The 14,658-nt window shown below is 53.3% G+C and carries 15 protein-coding genes; 2 read left to right on the forward strand and 13 right to left on the reverse strand.

Annotated elements, in window-relative coordinates; genetic code table 11:
• Positions 1 to 79: 79 nt before the first annotated feature.
• Entirely contained in the window at positions 80 to 1,174 is a 1,095-nt protein-coding gene (locus CHM34_RS15835) for a PIN/TRAM domain-containing protein (RefSeq protein ID WP_094265577.1), read from the reverse strand.
• 104 nt (positions 1,175 to 1,278) lie between these two features.
• Positions 1,279 to 1,785, reverse strand: coding sequence for a CarD family transcriptional regulator (locus CHM34_RS15840; RefSeq protein ID WP_439116338.1), 507 nt, complete (start codon positions 1,783 to 1,785; stop codon positions 1,279 to 1,281).
• A 276-nt stretch (positions 1,786 to 2,061) separates the two neighbouring features.
• Between CHM34_RS15840 and CHM34_RS15845 the strand changes: the two genes are divergently transcribed.
• Positions 2,062 to 2,457 carry a nucleoside triphosphate pyrophosphohydrolase family protein gene (locus CHM34_RS15845; protein WP_094265626.1) on the forward strand — a complete coding sequence of 132 codons (396 nt, stop codon included), beginning with the start codon at positions 2,062 to 2,064 and terminating at the stop codon, positions 2,455 to 2,457.
• A 275-nt stretch (positions 2,458 to 2,732) separates the two neighbouring features.
• Here CHM34_RS15845 and pssA read toward each other — a convergent pair whose 3' ends face one another.
• From pssA to CHM34_RS15890, 9 genes are all read right to left on the reverse strand, one after another.
• Complete coding sequence (pssA, locus tag CHM34_RS15850) at positions 2,733 to 3,446, reverse strand: CDP-diacylglycerol--serine O-phosphatidyltransferase (protein ID WP_094265579.1); 714 nt, start codon at positions 3,444 to 3,446, stop codon at positions 2,733 to 2,735.
• 105 nt (positions 3,447 to 3,551) lie between these two features.
• The gene (disA, locus tag CHM34_RS15855; RefSeq protein ID WP_240512059.1) at positions 3,552 to 4,565 is read right to left on the reverse strand and encodes a DNA integrity scanning diadenylate cyclase DisA; all 1,014 of its coding nucleotides are present in this window, start codon (positions 4,563 to 4,565) and stop codon (positions 3,552 to 3,554) included.
• 62 nt (positions 4,566 to 4,627) lie between these two features.
• Entirely contained in the window at positions 4,628 to 6,010 is a 1,383-nt protein-coding gene (gene radA, locus CHM34_RS15860) for a DNA repair protein RadA (protein ID WP_094265581.1), read from the reverse strand.
• 111 nt (positions 6,011 to 6,121) lie between these two features.
• Positions 6,122 to 8,569, reverse strand: a complete 2,448-nt coding sequence (locus tag CHM34_RS15865; protein WP_094265582.1) for an ATP-dependent Clp protease ATP-binding subunit — start codon at positions 8,567 to 8,569, stop codon at positions 6,122 to 6,124.
• A 93-nt stretch (positions 8,570 to 8,662) separates the two neighbouring features.
• A complete protein-coding gene (mcsB, locus tag CHM34_RS15870; protein ID WP_094265583.1) occupies positions 8,663 to 9,733 on the reverse strand; it encodes a protein-arginine kinase McsB in 1,071 nt (356 codons plus the stop codon).
• Between the two features lie 13 nt (positions 9,734 to 9,746).
• A complete protein-coding gene (gene mcsA / locus CHM34_RS15875; protein WP_094265584.1) occupies positions 9,747 to 10,274 on the reverse strand; it encodes a protein-arginine kinase activator protein McsA in 528 nt (175 codons plus the stop codon).
• A gap of 5 nt (positions 10,275 to 10,279) precedes the next feature.
• A complete protein-coding gene (locus tag CHM34_RS15880) occupies positions 10,280 to 10,750 on the reverse strand; it encodes a CtsR family transcriptional regulator (RefSeq protein ID WP_094265585.1) in 471 nt (156 codons plus the stop codon).
• A gap of 141 nt (positions 10,751 to 10,891) precedes the next feature.
• Positions 10,892 to 11,587, reverse strand: coding sequence for an MgtC/SapB family protein (locus CHM34_RS15885; protein WP_094265586.1), 696 nt, complete (start codon positions 11,585 to 11,587; stop codon positions 10,892 to 10,894).
• Positions 11,588 to 11,853: 266 nt separating this feature from the next.
• Positions 11,854 to 12,528, reverse strand: coding sequence for an HAD family hydrolase (locus CHM34_RS15890; RefSeq protein ID WP_240512054.1), 675 nt, complete (start codon positions 12,526 to 12,528; stop codon positions 11,854 to 11,856).
• A gap of 530 nt (positions 12,529 to 13,058) precedes the next feature.
• Here CHM34_RS15890 and CHM34_RS15900 point away from each other — a divergent pair.
• Positions 13,059 to 13,349 (forward strand): hypothetical protein, encoded by a 291-nt coding sequence (locus CHM34_RS15900; RefSeq protein WP_094265589.1) that lies wholly within the window; start codon positions 13,059 to 13,061, stop codon positions 13,347 to 13,349.
• Between the two features lie 6 nt (positions 13,350 to 13,355).
• Here CHM34_RS15900 and CHM34_RS19400 read toward each other — a convergent pair whose 3' ends face one another.
• Positions 13,356 to 13,499: a hypothetical protein gene (locus CHM34_RS19400; RefSeq protein WP_169713779.1), complete on the reverse strand. Its 144-nt coding sequence runs from the start codon at positions 13,497 to 13,499 to the stop codon at positions 13,356 to 13,358.
• Positions 13,500 to 13,512: 13 nt separating this feature from the next.
• Positions 13,513 to 14,622, reverse strand: coding sequence for a site-2 protease family protein (locus tag CHM34_RS15905; protein ID WP_094265590.1), 1,110 nt, complete (start codon positions 14,620 to 14,622; stop codon positions 13,513 to 13,515).
• Positions 14,623 to 14,658: the final 36 nt, after the last annotated feature.

Below are 14,658 nucleotides of genomic sequence, written 5' to 3' on the forward strand. Positions count from 1 at the left end.
TGTATCCTCCTTCAAACACAACAGTGCCCGGCGACGGCGGTGATCCGTCGCCGGGCGATGAGATGATCAGCGCTTTCGCTCAAAGCGCCCGTTCCAACAGTTTTGGTTTGGCGAAAATCATTCTCCCTGCTGATGTTTGTAACACACTGGTGACCAGTACGTCAATCCGTTCTCCGATGTATTCGCGGCCGCCTTCAATCACGATCATCGTTCCGTCATCCAGATAAGCCACGCCCTGTCCATGCTCCTTGCCGTCTTTGATCACCTGTACATTGATCTCTTCACCGGGCAATACCACAGGTTTGACAGCGTTGGCCAAATCGTTGATATTCAGGACTTTAACACCCTGAAGTTCACAGACCTTATTCAAATTAAAGTCGTTGGTCACCACTTTTCCGGAGAGGACTTTGGCCAGTTTGACCAATTTGCTGTCCACCTCGGAAACTTCCTCAAAGTCCCCTTCATAGATGAGTACACGCATATTCAGTTCCTTCTGGATCTTATTCAAAATATCCAGGCCGCGACGTCCCCGGTTGCGCTTTAATACATCCGAGGAATCAGCGATATGCTGCAATTCTTCCAGAACAAAGCTGGGAATAACCAGAGTCCCTTCCAGAAAGCCCGTCCGACAGATATCAGCAATCCGACCGTCGATGATCACACTGGTATCCAGGATTTTATGCTCCACATCCCGAGTCTCCGGACCCTTTTTCCCTTTTTCTTTTACCTGGCGTCCTATCGTAAAAAGTGAAATCATTTCATCGCGTTTTTTGTAGCCTACTCGGAAGCCGAGATAACCCAAAAACGCGGACACCAGAACCGGAAGAACCGAAGATACACCCGGTATCGGCAGTTCCGCCAGCGGGGGCTCGATCAGAAATGCTACGATAAGACCAAAGATCAAACCCATAGCTCCAAACAGCATATCCCCGGCGGGAAGTTTCATCAGACGTTCTTCACTCCACTGAATCCAGCGAACGACCATATCGGAAAACCATAGGGTAGCTATATATAGGAGGAGCGCCCCCAAAACGGCTCCGATATATTGGGGGGCTGGTATATCACCGATATTGATAAAAGACTTGTCGATCATCTGAAAAAGCATAGGTCCCGTATAGAATCCGAGTGTCGCTCCGACCAGTGCAAAAGCGAGTTGAACAAATCTCTTCAGCACGGGGCTTCACCTCCCTTATTAGCCATTATAGACAAACCGTATGAATGAAAACCCCACAGATTTTAAAAATCGAAAGGAAATTTTCCGTTCCGAATCAATATCCTTTAACTGGAAGCCTTCTCCGTTGCGGCAATCACTTCGTCGAGCAGGAGGAAGGCCTGAGATTCATCGATTTCCTTAGCCAAAACCAATTCGCTGATTAAAATCTGGCGGGCATTGTCCAACATCTTGCGTTCACCGGTGGAAAGCCCCTTCTCCCGTTCCCTGAGCATCAAACAGCATACCACATCGGCCATATCATGGATATCCCCGCTTTTCATCTTATCCAGGTTGGCCCGATAGCGACGGTTCCAGTTGTTCGATACATCGTGATCACCGTTTGCCATCTCCTCGATTACTTCGGTGATGGTCTCCTCGTCGACCACTTCCCGAAGACCGATGCTATCCACGTTACTCATGGGGATCATCACCTTCATATCACCGATCGGCATGCGCATGACATAATATCTCCGGGATTCACCGAGGATTTCCTTCTCTTCAATGGACTCAATGATCCCTGCACCATGCATGGGGTAGACCACTTTGTCGCCGATATTGAACAAAAAACCCACCTCCAAGGGCAATATCCATTTCCAAGATATCACATCCCCGGAGAGATGTCAATAAATTTAAAACAAATATCTTAGCATATATGGATAGAAAGCGTCAACAGTTTTTTCGAAAAAAGTGCATACGCTGATCAAAATAGTCCACCTCTTTCATCATATAAATTGACATCTTCTTCAAAACATGGCTATAATATTCTGGAAAGAACCTTCAGATGCTTTCGACATTTCAACAATCCCCCTTTACGATACGGGGTCCTGGAACGGAAGAGGTGTGAAATGATGGGTCAAGAAAGTTTACAAGCCTTTCAGCACCAGGTTGGCGACGTATTGCTCCGTCACCGCAGTTTCCTGGACGTATCCTCCAAATACCAGGAATCCAACGGCCGGGTCAACCGAGCGATCACAAAAGCGGTCACGGAGTGCGGGTGTCTCCGGATCGAAGCCGGCTGCCAACCCTTTGAAGAGGCAATAGCCCTCTCTGAGATGAAAAACCGTTTCGACACCCACCTGACGGGACATCTTTGCGATCACTGCCTGGATACGGTTAAGGAGGAATTGGGTAAAAATCTGTTTTACATGACGGCGTTGTGCAATTTGCTGGACATCAAAGTGGAGGAAGTGATCGAGAAGGAATCCAAGAAACTCTCGACCCTCGGCATCTTCAATCTCCGTTAAAAGGTCGGCGCAGGAAACGGGAGGAATCCCTATTCATCCTTCGGTATTCACCTTATCAAAACCTCCCCTTTTTTTCTAATAATGTAAAAAAAGATTCTTACGATCGTGGATGTTTGATTTTCTCCGGGTAACAGGGGTTCAAAAAGATGAATAAATCTTCAATACACAAAAAAGAAAAGGGCGGCCTCCTTCCTGTAAATCCGGAAGGAGGCCGCCCTTTTTCCTTACGACTTGATGAAACAATGAATTTTATTGTAAAAACGAGATTCATTCAATTAAGGTTTCAGCTCTTCGATCGATTCTTCTGTCTGCTGCCTTCGACGGCGGGAAACGCTCCGCTTCAATCCGTAAAAGGCGTACAAGGCCAAGGGGATAAAGACCATCTTGGGGAAAGCCTCCGGAAAGCGGGCCGCGATCCCCCCCAGCAGAATGAGCATCAATGGAGCGATCCAGTAAGCGCTGCGGGGAATCCCCATTTTTTTGAAGTTGGGATATTTAATCTGACTGACCATCAAAAAGGAAAGAATCAGCATGCCGGCGATCATGAAAGTGGAACCCGCCACCATATTGCTGTAGAGAGCCATCGTCGCAAGAACTCCTCCTGCCGCGGTAATCGGCAGTCCCACAAAATAGCCGGGGATCCCCGGATGAACATTGAAACGGGCGAGACGGAGCGCTCCACAGATGGGGAAGATTGCCGTAATCAACCACCCCAGAACGCCCAAGGGGTGCAGAATGGAAGTATACATAATGAGTGCGGGAGCTACTCCGAAGGAAACGATGTCAGACAGGGAGTCCAACTCTTTGCCGAACTCGCTTTGTGCATTCAGCATACGAGCGACCCGGCCGTCCAATCCATCCAGGAGCATGCCGATAATGACCATAATCGCTCCATATTTCCATTCGCCCTGAACGGCGAGAATCATCGCTACAATTCCTAAGAACAAGTTCCCAACGGTAAAAATACTCGGCAATGCTCTTGCTAACATGACAGGGAACCTCCTAAGTGTTAAAAAATATCTGCGCATCGCCCGCGAAAAATCACTTCCCCTCTCATGAAACATGAGGTTTATAGTGTATCTATTCTAGGGAATTTAGATATGTCTGTCAATAAAGACCTGCTCCTGGATCCGCTTCAGTCCCTCTTTGATCGTACGAGCCCGCACATCCCCAATTCCTTCCACATCATCCAATTCTTCGATGGTAGCCATCATCACCCGGGGGAGAGACTCAAAACGGTGAATCAACTTTTGAATGATGGGAGCAGGCAACCGAGGAATCTTGTTAAGGATTCGATATCCCCGGGGAGCCACGGACTCCTCCTGAATATTATTACTGCCGATATAACCCATAAAGCGGACGATATGAGCATGTTCCAAAAGTTCATCCGCCGACAGCTTGTGCAGCTTCTCCAGAACGGCTGTCGGAGACTGGCAGTCCGGGTCTCGACAATAGTCCCGGATCACTAAGCGGGCCTCTTCCTCCACATTGACCACCAGTTCCTCCAGCTGCATACTGATCAGGCGTCCTTCCGTCCCCAGTTCATTAATGTAGCGCTCAATTTCGCTTTTAATCCGAAGGACCATCTCAATCCGCTGCATGACCATGGCCACTTCGTTCAACGTGACCAGCTCTTCAAATTCCAAAGCGCTCAAGTTCGTCATGGACTGATCCAACACGGATTTATATTTCTCCAGTGTCTGAATGGCCTGGTTGGCTTTGGTCAGGATCACACCGATGTCCTTCAGGGCATAACGATGATTTCCCTGGTAGAGAGTGATCACATTACGCCGCTGGGAAATGGAAATCACCAGTTTGCCCGTCTGTCTCGCGGTACGCTGGGCGGTCCGGTGCCGGATTCCCGTCTCCGTAGAGGGGATGGCGGAGCTGGGGACCAGTTGCGTATTGGCATAAAGGATGCGTCGGCCGTCGTTGGAGAGGATGATCGCCCCGTCCATCTTGGCCAACTCGTACAAATAAGCCGGGGAAAAGGGACAATCGATGTGGAATCCCCCATCCACCAGCTCCCGTACGCTGTCGTCGTAACCCACTACGATCAACGCCCCTGTTTTGGCACCCAATACATTGTCCAGGCCTTCCCGGAACATGGTACCGGGTGCCACCAGTCGAAGGGTATCGCTGCCAAAATGATTTTTCCTCGGTTCCTCTTTCACCGCTCGGACCCTCCCAGCGCCGCTTCCAAAGCTTCTTCCAACGTATCCACCCAAATGAGTTCCATTTTCTTCGGATGAGTCCACCCTTTGCGGCTTTTCGCCGGGAGAACGGCTCTCTGAAACCCCATGTTACTCACTTCCGCCACCCGCTGTTCCAGCCGGGTCACGCCGCGCACTTCTCCGGTCAGCCCCACCTCACCGATAAAAACATCTTTCGGATGGGTCACCCGATCCCGAAAACTGGAAGCGAGACTGACGGCAACGGCCAGATCCACCGCCGGCTCATCGAGTCGAACACCCCCGACAACATTAACATATGCGTCTTGGTTCTGGAGAAACATCCCCAGCCGCTTTTCCAACACAGCCATAATCATGGTCACCCGGTTGTGATCCAGGCCCGCCGCCATTCGCTTCGGTGTGGCGAAGCTGGTCGGAGAAACCAAAGCCTGCAATTCGATACACACCGGTCTCGTCCCCTCCATGCTGGCGGCCACCGCCGACCCGGCCACACCGGTGGGCCGTTCGGATAAAAACATCTCCGAGGGGTTATCCACCTCTACCAGTCCTGTGTGACGCATTTCGAACAATCCGATTTCGTTGGTGGAACCGAACCGGTTTTTCACCGCTCTCAGCACGCGATAGGTATGATGGCGCTCCCCTTCAAAGTAGAGAACGCAGTCCACCATGTGTTCCAGCATACGCGGACCGGCGATGGCCCCTTCCTTGGTGACATGGCCGACGATGATCACGGCGACTCCTTTTCCTTTGGCCCACCGCATCAGTCGTCCGGTGCACTCCCGCACCTGGGCCACACTGCCGGGAGCGGATGTAACATCCGGATGATATATGGTCTGGATCGAGTCGATCACGAGCAGTTTCGGTTCTACCTGTTCCATCAAGCCTTCGATGACATCCAAATCCGTCTCCGCCGCCACAAACAGGGAAGAATCCAGGGCGTTCAGGCGATCCGCCCGAAGTCGGGTCTGCTCCGTCGACTCCTCCCCGGAGACGTATAAAATCGGCATACCGAGCCGTGCCAGCCGATGGCTTGCTTGCAACAACAGCGTCGACTTGCCGATCCCCGGATCGCCCCCCACCAGGATCAGGGAGCCCGGTACCAGACCGCCTCCCAATACGCGGTTTAATTCGCGAATACCGGTATCAGCCCGGGGTTGTTCCCATTGCGTCACCTGAGTGATCGGCCGGGCGTGCTGACGTTGACCTCCGGGACCTCCCCGTCTTCCCGAACGCCCGACTCCGGATCTCTCCTTCTCTTCCACCATCGTATTCCACTGACCGCAGCCGGGGCACCGCCCCAGCCATTTGGCCGATTCGTAACCACATTCTTGACATGCGAATTTTGATTTATACTTTGCCACGGATCGACCTCAATTCCATCGAGTTGGTTTCACTCCCCATTATATCAAAATCCTGCCCAAATAAGCACCTCCCCCTCGGAAGAACCGGGAGGAGGCGGATGACAGGCGATATTACTGGCTACCCGAGGGGGAAAGCTCTGAGCGGCGAACCGTCAGTTCCCCGTCTTCTTCGTCGATTTCCACCGTATCGCCGTGTTGGATATTTCCTTTGAGCAGTTCCTCCGACAAGCGGTCCTCGATGTGCTTCTGGATGGCCCGGCGCAGGGGACGGGCACCATAGATCGGATCAAAGCCGGCTTTGGCCAGCTTCCGAGCCGCGGCATCACTGAGGATAAAGTCGATCTCCTGCTCTTGAAGACGTTTTCGGAGCTGATCGGACATGAGAGAGACGATCTCTTGCAGGTGTTCTTCTTTCAACGAGTGGAAGACGATCACATCATCCACTCGGTTGAGGAATTCGGGACGGAAGCTCTTTCTCAGCTCTTCCATCACATTATCCTTCATGCTTTGATATTCGTCCACCTCGGTCTCCCCGGTGGCAAATCCAAGACGGGTGTTTTTACGGATCAAATCCGCCCCGACATTGGAAGTCATGATAATGACGGTGTTGCGAAAATCGACGGTGCGCCCCTTTCCATCGGTCAGACGGCCGTCTTCCAACACCTGAAGCATCACGTTAAACACTTCAGGATGACCCTTTTCCACTTCGTCAAACAAGACGACAGAGTAGGGCTTGCGACGAACCTTTTCGGTCAGCTGTCCCCCCTCGTCATACCCGACATACCCCGGAGGCGCCCCGACGAGGCGTGCGGTGGCATGCTTCTCCATGTATTCCGACATATCGATACGGATCATGGCGTCTTCGTCACCGAACATCACATCGGCCAAGGCTCGGGCGAGCTCGGTTTTACCCACACCGGTGGGTCCGAGGAAGATAAAAGAACCGATCGGGCGTTTTGGATCCTTTAACCCGGCCCGTGCCCGGCGGATCGCCCGGGAGACGGAACGCACCGCTTCGTCCTGTCCGATCACCCGTTTGTGCAAAATCTCTTCCATATTCAACAAGCGGACGGATTCTTCTTCTGCCAGCTTTTTGACGGGAATCCCGGTCCAGTTGGCCACCACTGCAGCGATATCCTCGCTGTTCACTTCGGAATCCGTTTTGCCCTGGTCCGCTTTCCAATTGTTTCGGGTGGTTTCCAGCTCTTCTCTCAGCTTCTGCTCCCGATCCCGCAGAGAAGCCGCTTTTTCAAATTCCTGGCTTTGAACGGCGGCGTCCTTCTCCTTGCGGACTTCTTCCAGCTTCTGCTCCATTTCCTTCAGTTCCGGAGGAACCGTATAGGAGGAAAGGCGCACCTTGGAAGCCGCTTCATCAATCAGGTCAATCGCCTTATCCGGCAGATAACGATCAGTGATATAACGGTCGGACAGTTTCACCGACTCCCGAATCGCTTCATCAGTGATCTTGACGCGGTGGTGAGCTTCATAGCGATCCCTCAGCCCTTGCAAAATCAGGAAGGCCTCATCCGCTGTCGGTTCATCCACATTGATCGGTTGGAATCGGCGCTCCAAAGCGGCATCCTTCTCGATGTATTTGCGGTATTCATCCAGGGTCGTCGCCCCGATGCATTGCAGGTCCCCCCGAGCCAAAGCCGGTTTCAGGATGTTGGAAGCATCAATGGCCCCTTCCGCTCCACCGGCACCGATCAGTGTGTGCAACTCATCGATAAACAGAATCACATTCCCCGCCTGGCGGATCTCATCCATGATTTTCTTCAACCGGTCTTCAAATTCGCCGCGGTATTTGGTTCCGGCAACGACGGTCCCCATATCCAGGGTCATCACTCGTTTCCCCCGCAGCGTCTCCGGAGTCTCCCCATCGATGATCTTTTGGGCCAGCCCTTCAGCGATAGCGGTTTTCCCGACCCCCGGCTCTCCGATCAGAACCGGATTGTTCTTGGTCCGGCGGGAAAGAACTTGAATCACCCGTTCGATCTCTTTGCTTCTTCCGATCACCGGATCCAGGTCATCTTCCTTGGCCGCCGCTGTCAGATCCCGGGCCAAGCTGTCCAGAGTCGGCGTGTTGGCGCCTGCACCGGCCCCTTGGTGGGAAGAGACGGCCTCCGAGCTGCCCAGAAGTTGCAACACCTGTTGGCGGGCTTTATTCAGGCTGACCCCCAAGTTATTCAACACTCGGGCGGCTACCCCTTCCCCTTCCCGGATCAGACCGAGGAGGATATGTTCAGTGCCGACGTAAGTATGGCCCAATTTGCGGGCTTCATCCATCGACAATTCGATCACTTTCTTGGCACGGGGGGTATAGGCGATATTGGTCGGCTGACCCTGCCCACGGCCGATCAGTGTTTCCACTTCCTTTTGAATCTTTTCCAATCCCAGGCCCAGCCCCATCAGGGCTTTGGCGGCAATTCCCTCCCCTTCCCGGACCAGGCCGAGGAGGATATGTTCGGTGCCGATATTGCTGTGACCCAGACGGACAGCCTCTTCCTGGGCCAAGGCAAGCACTTTTTGCGCCCGTTCAGTAAAACGTCCAAACATCATGGAGAAACACCTCGCTTTGGGTAGGTATCGGTGAAACAGCGCTTCTAGATGGGTCGGGGTTGGGTCCTCCCCTAAAAAGGCTTCACAATACTTCTATCCTTCTTCGGCGGAAAGCCGCTCCCGGATCAGCACCGCCCTGCGGATATCCCGCTCATCGGCATCCAGGCGCATATGGGCATACTGCTGAAGGAAGCCGGGTTGAGTCATCACCATCAACTCATTCATCACATTGGCGGAAATACCCGTCAACAGACCCATATCAATGCCGAGTCGGAGGTCGGACAACCGTTCCATCGCTTCCTTGGAACTGATCACCCGGGCCGTGGACAGGATGCCGAAGGAGCGGTGAACCCGGTCCTCCAGTTGGGTGAGGGATGTTTCCTTCAGCCGGGTGCGGGCGTTTTGTTCATGTTGGATCATCTGCCGGACCACACCCTGGAGTTTGTCGATAATCTCTTCTTCCCGCTGTCCCAGAGTCACCTGATTGGACACCTGATAAAGGTTGCCCAGGGCTTCGGAGCCCTCGCCGTAAATCCCCCGGACTGCCAAGCCCACTTGGGTAATCGCCGGAAACAATCGATTCAGCTGCTGAATCATGGCCAGAGCCGGCAGGTGAACCATCACCGAAGCCCGGATCCCCGTACCCACATTCGTGGGACAGCTGGTGAGATAACCCTTTTTTTCGTTGAAAGCGTAGGAAAGGCGGTTTTCAAACCAATCATCCAGTTCATCGGCCAGCTTCCAGGCCTCCTGGGGTTGAAAACCCGGAAACAGACACTGAATCCGCAAATGGTCTTCCTCATTGATCATGATACTGACCGCTTCGTTTTCAGAGAGGACCACGGCTCCGTACCGGGACTCTTCCGCCAATTGGGGGCTGATCAGGTGCTTCTCCACCAGCACCCTCTTTTCCAGTTCGGAAAGATCATCCATACGGATCATCTCCGCCCCCTTCAGCGCCGGGTGGACATCGCCCTGGCGAAGGACTTCCTCCACCCTGCGGACCACATCGGCGGACTGGGAAGAAGTAGCCAACATGGGAAAGGGCATGCCGGCCAAGTTGCGGGCGATTCTCACCCGGCTGCTGATCACGATCTCCGATTGTGGACCTTTTCCGCGCATCCATTCGCTCAGGGCCCGTTGGATAAAACGTGAAAGTGACATTCCGGCTTCCTCCCTAACCTTCTAGTTTCTCTTGCAGGGCGCGGATGCGGTCGCGCAGGCGGGCCGCCTCCTCAAACTCCTCGTTTTGAATACGCCTTGAAAGTTCACTCTGGAGCCGCTCCACTTCCCGTCGGATCTTCAATTGACCGCCGGTGCGTTGCGGCACTTTCCCCCGGTGAGCCGTATTTCCGTGGACTCGGCGAAACAAGGGATCCAACCGATCTCCAAAGGCCCGGTAGCAATCGCTGCAGCCAAAACGGCCGATTTTGCTGAACTGGTTATATGTGAGACCGCAGGTCGGGCACCGCAGCCCCTTTTGCCGGGCGGCCATCTCCGGGGGTTGATCATCGGGGGCCTGACTATCCAGGTTTAAGAGACCGGAGAGCAAGTGGTGAATGGAAAAACCAGTTTCAAGTCCGGGTATCTGTTCCCCTTTTTCCTGGGCGCACACTTCGCAGAGGTGAAATTGTGTCTTTTCGCCGTTGATAATCTTAGTGTAATGAAGGGTTGCCGGACGTTTGCCGCACTCCTGACACTGCATCCAGGTCACTCTCCTTTACTCGCAAATAGAGTCATCACCACGGCACGCATCACCCGGGCACGGATCGGATCCCGAAGGTGGACCGGCAAATTCAATACTTCCCTGGAAATCAGCTGCCGGATCATCTTCGCTTCCCGGTCGGTCATCAGGTCTTCTTCCCTGAGCCTGGCGATCAGATCTTCTGCCGCGGCTTGAGTGATCTGGGACCCGATCATGCGAAGGAGTGCGTCATAATACGCTTTAAACGACGAAATGCGCACTTTGCGGATGCGAATATAGCCGCCGCCGCCCCGTTTGCTTTCCACTATATACCCTTTTTCCACTGTAAACCGGGTACTAATCACATAATTGATCTGGGAAGGAACGCATTGGAACAAGTCGGCCAATTCACTCCGCTTCACCTGAACCGTTCCCGCAGGGGCCTCGTTTATAATCTTGATCAAGTAACGTTCGATGATGTCCGAGATGCTTGACATCGGACAACCTCCTGGCTGACTTTGACTAACTTTGACCTTGTAGTTTCATTATAGCGGGTCGTTTCACATTTGCCAAGGGGCCCTTTTCTATCAACCATTGTTCCGCGGGTCGACCGTTTTCATACCATTCATTCATCCCATTCAATCGATGTTCACTTCCTTGACCCCTTCCGTCTCCCGTACAGCCTCAATCATCCGATCCAGGGGAAGGTGAAGGGGCATCCGAACCGTAAACGTAATATCCGTCACCCGGGATTGGGGATCTCCCTCGTCGATCTGAACCTTCCGCACAGCAGCGCCTGTTCTTCCGATCCGGGTAGCCAACTCGCCCAATTTTCCCGGCTGATCCACCACCTGAACACGAATGACTTTTAATCGCTTCCGTTGAAAGAGGAAGTTTTCCAACCGGTTTAGCAGCTCCAGGCTGACCAAAGCCAATACCGTGGTCAACACTGCCGGAAAGAAAAAGCCGGCTCCCGCCGCCAAACCGATCGCCGCCACCACCCACAGTGAGGCCGCCGTCGTCAGACCGCTGACCGTCAAACCTTGGCGCAGGATCGTCCCAGCACCCAGAAAGCCGATACCGCTCACTACTTGGGCCGCCATCCGGTCCGGTGAAAACCGAACTTTTTCCTCTTCCATAAAGGGGGCGAAACCATACATGGAAATCAACATAATCAGCGCAGATCCGATACAGACCAGGATATGCGTGCGAAACCCCGCCGGGTGATTATTATGTTCCCGTTCCCATCCGATCAGCCCACCCAAAGCGGTAGCGGCCAACAAACGCACAGTCGCTTCTCCGTAGGAAATCAGCCATACGCTGTTTACGTCCATGTTTACCTCCCCCCTGATGTAGAGCGTGTCTGTTAAATCGTCGAAAATAGCTGGACGCCGATTTCCAGCGCGTAGCGGCCTTTGACCGACAACCTAGCGGAGTTTTCGGAGGACCGAACCGTTTTAGCGGCCACGATGCTTTTCCTTTTGCCGCTGGTTCGGTCCGTAGAAAAGGTCGCGGACCGTTTTGCACCTGCGGGAGGGCAACCCGGCATGGAGTCGGAAATCAGCGTCCGCACCCAGTATCGTTCATGATCAGACACGATCTAGTCGACGATCTCCAAAATCTCTTGAAAGGAATCGATGACCTGATCCGCTCCCTCCAACTCATCTTCTTCCCCGAAGGAGGGGAAATCGGCGTACCGGCAGCCGATGACTGGGAGGCCGTTGGCCTTTCCCGCCTGAACATCGGAACTTCTGTCGCCGATCATCCATCCGGATGTCACTTGGTGTTCCTGTATCAGTTTCCCCACCAGCCGTTTTTTTTCACCGATCTGATGTTCTCCCGCCGCATAGATTCCGGAAAAAAGAGAAGTCAAACCAAAAGTGACCAAGATCCCCCGAACATAGGGACCCAGGCCATTACTGGCGATAAAGAGCCGCCAGCCTCTGTCGCGAAGATCACGGAGACCCTCTTCCACCCCCGGATATAAAGCCCCCATCCCTTCCGAAAGACAGTCCAACTCATCTTGCAGCCACCACTGGTCGGCCTGCTCCTTCACTTCTTCTGAAGAGCCGGGTAAAAGCCGGTCCCAAATCTCCGGCGGCGTCTTACCGAAAACCGAACAAACCCTTTCATCCGTCGGCCTTTCCCCCTGTACACGCCCCGAGACCCGCAACCGTTGGAAGGTGCGTCGAAAAGCGGGTACCGCCACCGTTTCTGTCTGAAACAACGTTCCGTCCATATCGAAGATCAAATCTTTATCCCCGTTAAAAGTCACCGATTGCTTCCCCCTTCTATTCATTTATATTTTTGTTCGGTGGATCTTAACCATACCTGAGCGGCGGAAAAAAGGACAACCGTCCTCCGAAAAAATCGACCGCTTATCGGTGAAAAATATTTTTATATGTTGACAATACCATGATGAATCATTAAAATCAGGTTATTCCAATTTTGTTTCTGTTTTGTGAAAGGAGGTTGTCGGTGATGCAACGGATGAATCGTGTGACACTCGCAGGGACACCTGTGCCTTTTTTGGATATTCCGTCTTTTCTTCCCGTGGGCCGCACGGTTGACAACCATGTGCCCTATCCAACTTTGTGTGTTAAAAACCATTCATCCAAACCGGCGACCTCGGTGAACCGAGCGGGTCCCCTTTTTCGGGAAAACCGCTCGACGGGTTGAGGCATCCGATTCCTTCGCTAACACCGCCGCAGGTCGTACTCGGCCTGCGGCTCCTTTATGATTAAAACGCCGCGGGCCGGGAGGAGGCCGGCGGCGTGTTTTCATGTAAAGGAGGTTTTCCCCGCCATGTATTTCGACTTTTACCACATGGAGCGTAACGTGTTGGAAAAACAACGCGAGCTGATCACTGACCGCTCGACTCCGAAAAGGATTCGCCCCTCGTTATTCCACCGAATATGGAGGAATCTGCGGCATCGGCAAAAACCGGTTACCACCATGAACAGTGACAGAGCTTGCCCCTTACCGGCTGCTGCTTCCAACTCGGACAACCTTTTGTTTCTGCAGCTTTACCGCGGAGACCACCGCCGAAAAAAAAGAGAAAAAACTCACCGGAAAGCCCGGGGCGGGACGGAATAAGGGCTATCAATCCCCTCCGGTCATATCGTGAAAGCGGGTCAAGAGCTTTATATACAGCCGCCCCCGAAAACCATATACCTCGGCGGTAAAAAAGGCGATGGTTCCACCTTGGTTGGGGTCCATCGCCTTTGTTTCGCTTTCGCCATTCACAGCGGGGCTCCAGTCAGCTGACTACCATCGACCCATTGAGGGAGAAGCGGCCGAGTATCACCAGCATATAGATCAGGAAGACGGCCAGGCCCAAATAGGCCGCCCCGAAAGCCAGACGCGTTTTGGCCGAGACCCGGTAGTATGCTTCATCTTTCCGCAACATCGCTTCATCGGTACCGGGTTCGTACTGGGCCTCTAAGCGCATCCGTACACGGGGAGTCCCGTCTTGTCGGGTAAAAACTTCCGTTTGCGAAAGCTGAAAGTTCCGGAAGAGGCCCGTGTATCCGGTGACACGGTGAATCCTCCCGATCCCGGGGTAAAAAATATCGCAACAGTGTTCCTTTCCTTCCAGAGAGCAGTATTGGAGAAAAGGAAGTTTGCGAAAATGCCCTTCTGAAGGGAGCATGATTCCAGCCCAGCGAAACCGCTCCGGATCCACGTCGGCGTCAACGCGGAAAGAGCGCTCCCGGCTTTCTTTCCGGGAGACGAAGGAATCCCAAAGCTGGAAGGCAAAAAGGAGCCAGACCAGGATCAAAATCGGGTTGAACGTATAGAGGATCAACACCAGTCCGGCCACAAGCCCGACCGCCCAGAACCAGCGTGAAATGGCGGTGACGATGCGCCCTCCGTCCAGAGGATGGATCGGAAGGAGATTAAACAGGTTGAGAATAAACCCGATCAGAGCGACGGCATACAAAACCTCGTATTCACTGACAACCGCCAATCCATAACAGGCCAGAGCGCCCAAACTCCCCACCAGGGGACCCCCATAGGCGATATATGCCTCTGTAACCGCATCCCGGGGCTGTCGTTTCATCGTGATCAAGGCCCCTAAAAAAGGAATGAACGCCGGAGCGGAAACGGGAAGCCCTTTCCGTTTGGCCGCCCAGATATGGCCCATCTCATGGATAAAAATCATCACCACCAAGCCGATGGAAAAGGACCAGGGAAAGATCAGGGCATACCCTCCCACCATCAGAAGCATGCTCCACAGCGTTCCCCCCGCTTTACCCAGCTTCAGCAGAGAGGGAATGTATTTAAGACCGCTGATGACCAGGGCTCCAAGACCCCCCAACCACCCCCAGGAGCCTCTCTTTTTTTGTTTATCGAAGCTGCCTTCCAAGGAGAGCCCTCCTTCGGAGTCATGTGGATCCGTACT

Origin of the sequence: Paludifilum halophilum, from assembly GCF_002245355.1 — a bacterium.
GTDB lineage: Bacteria > Bacillota > Bacilli > Thermoactinomycetales > DSM-45169 > Paludifilum > Paludifilum halophilum.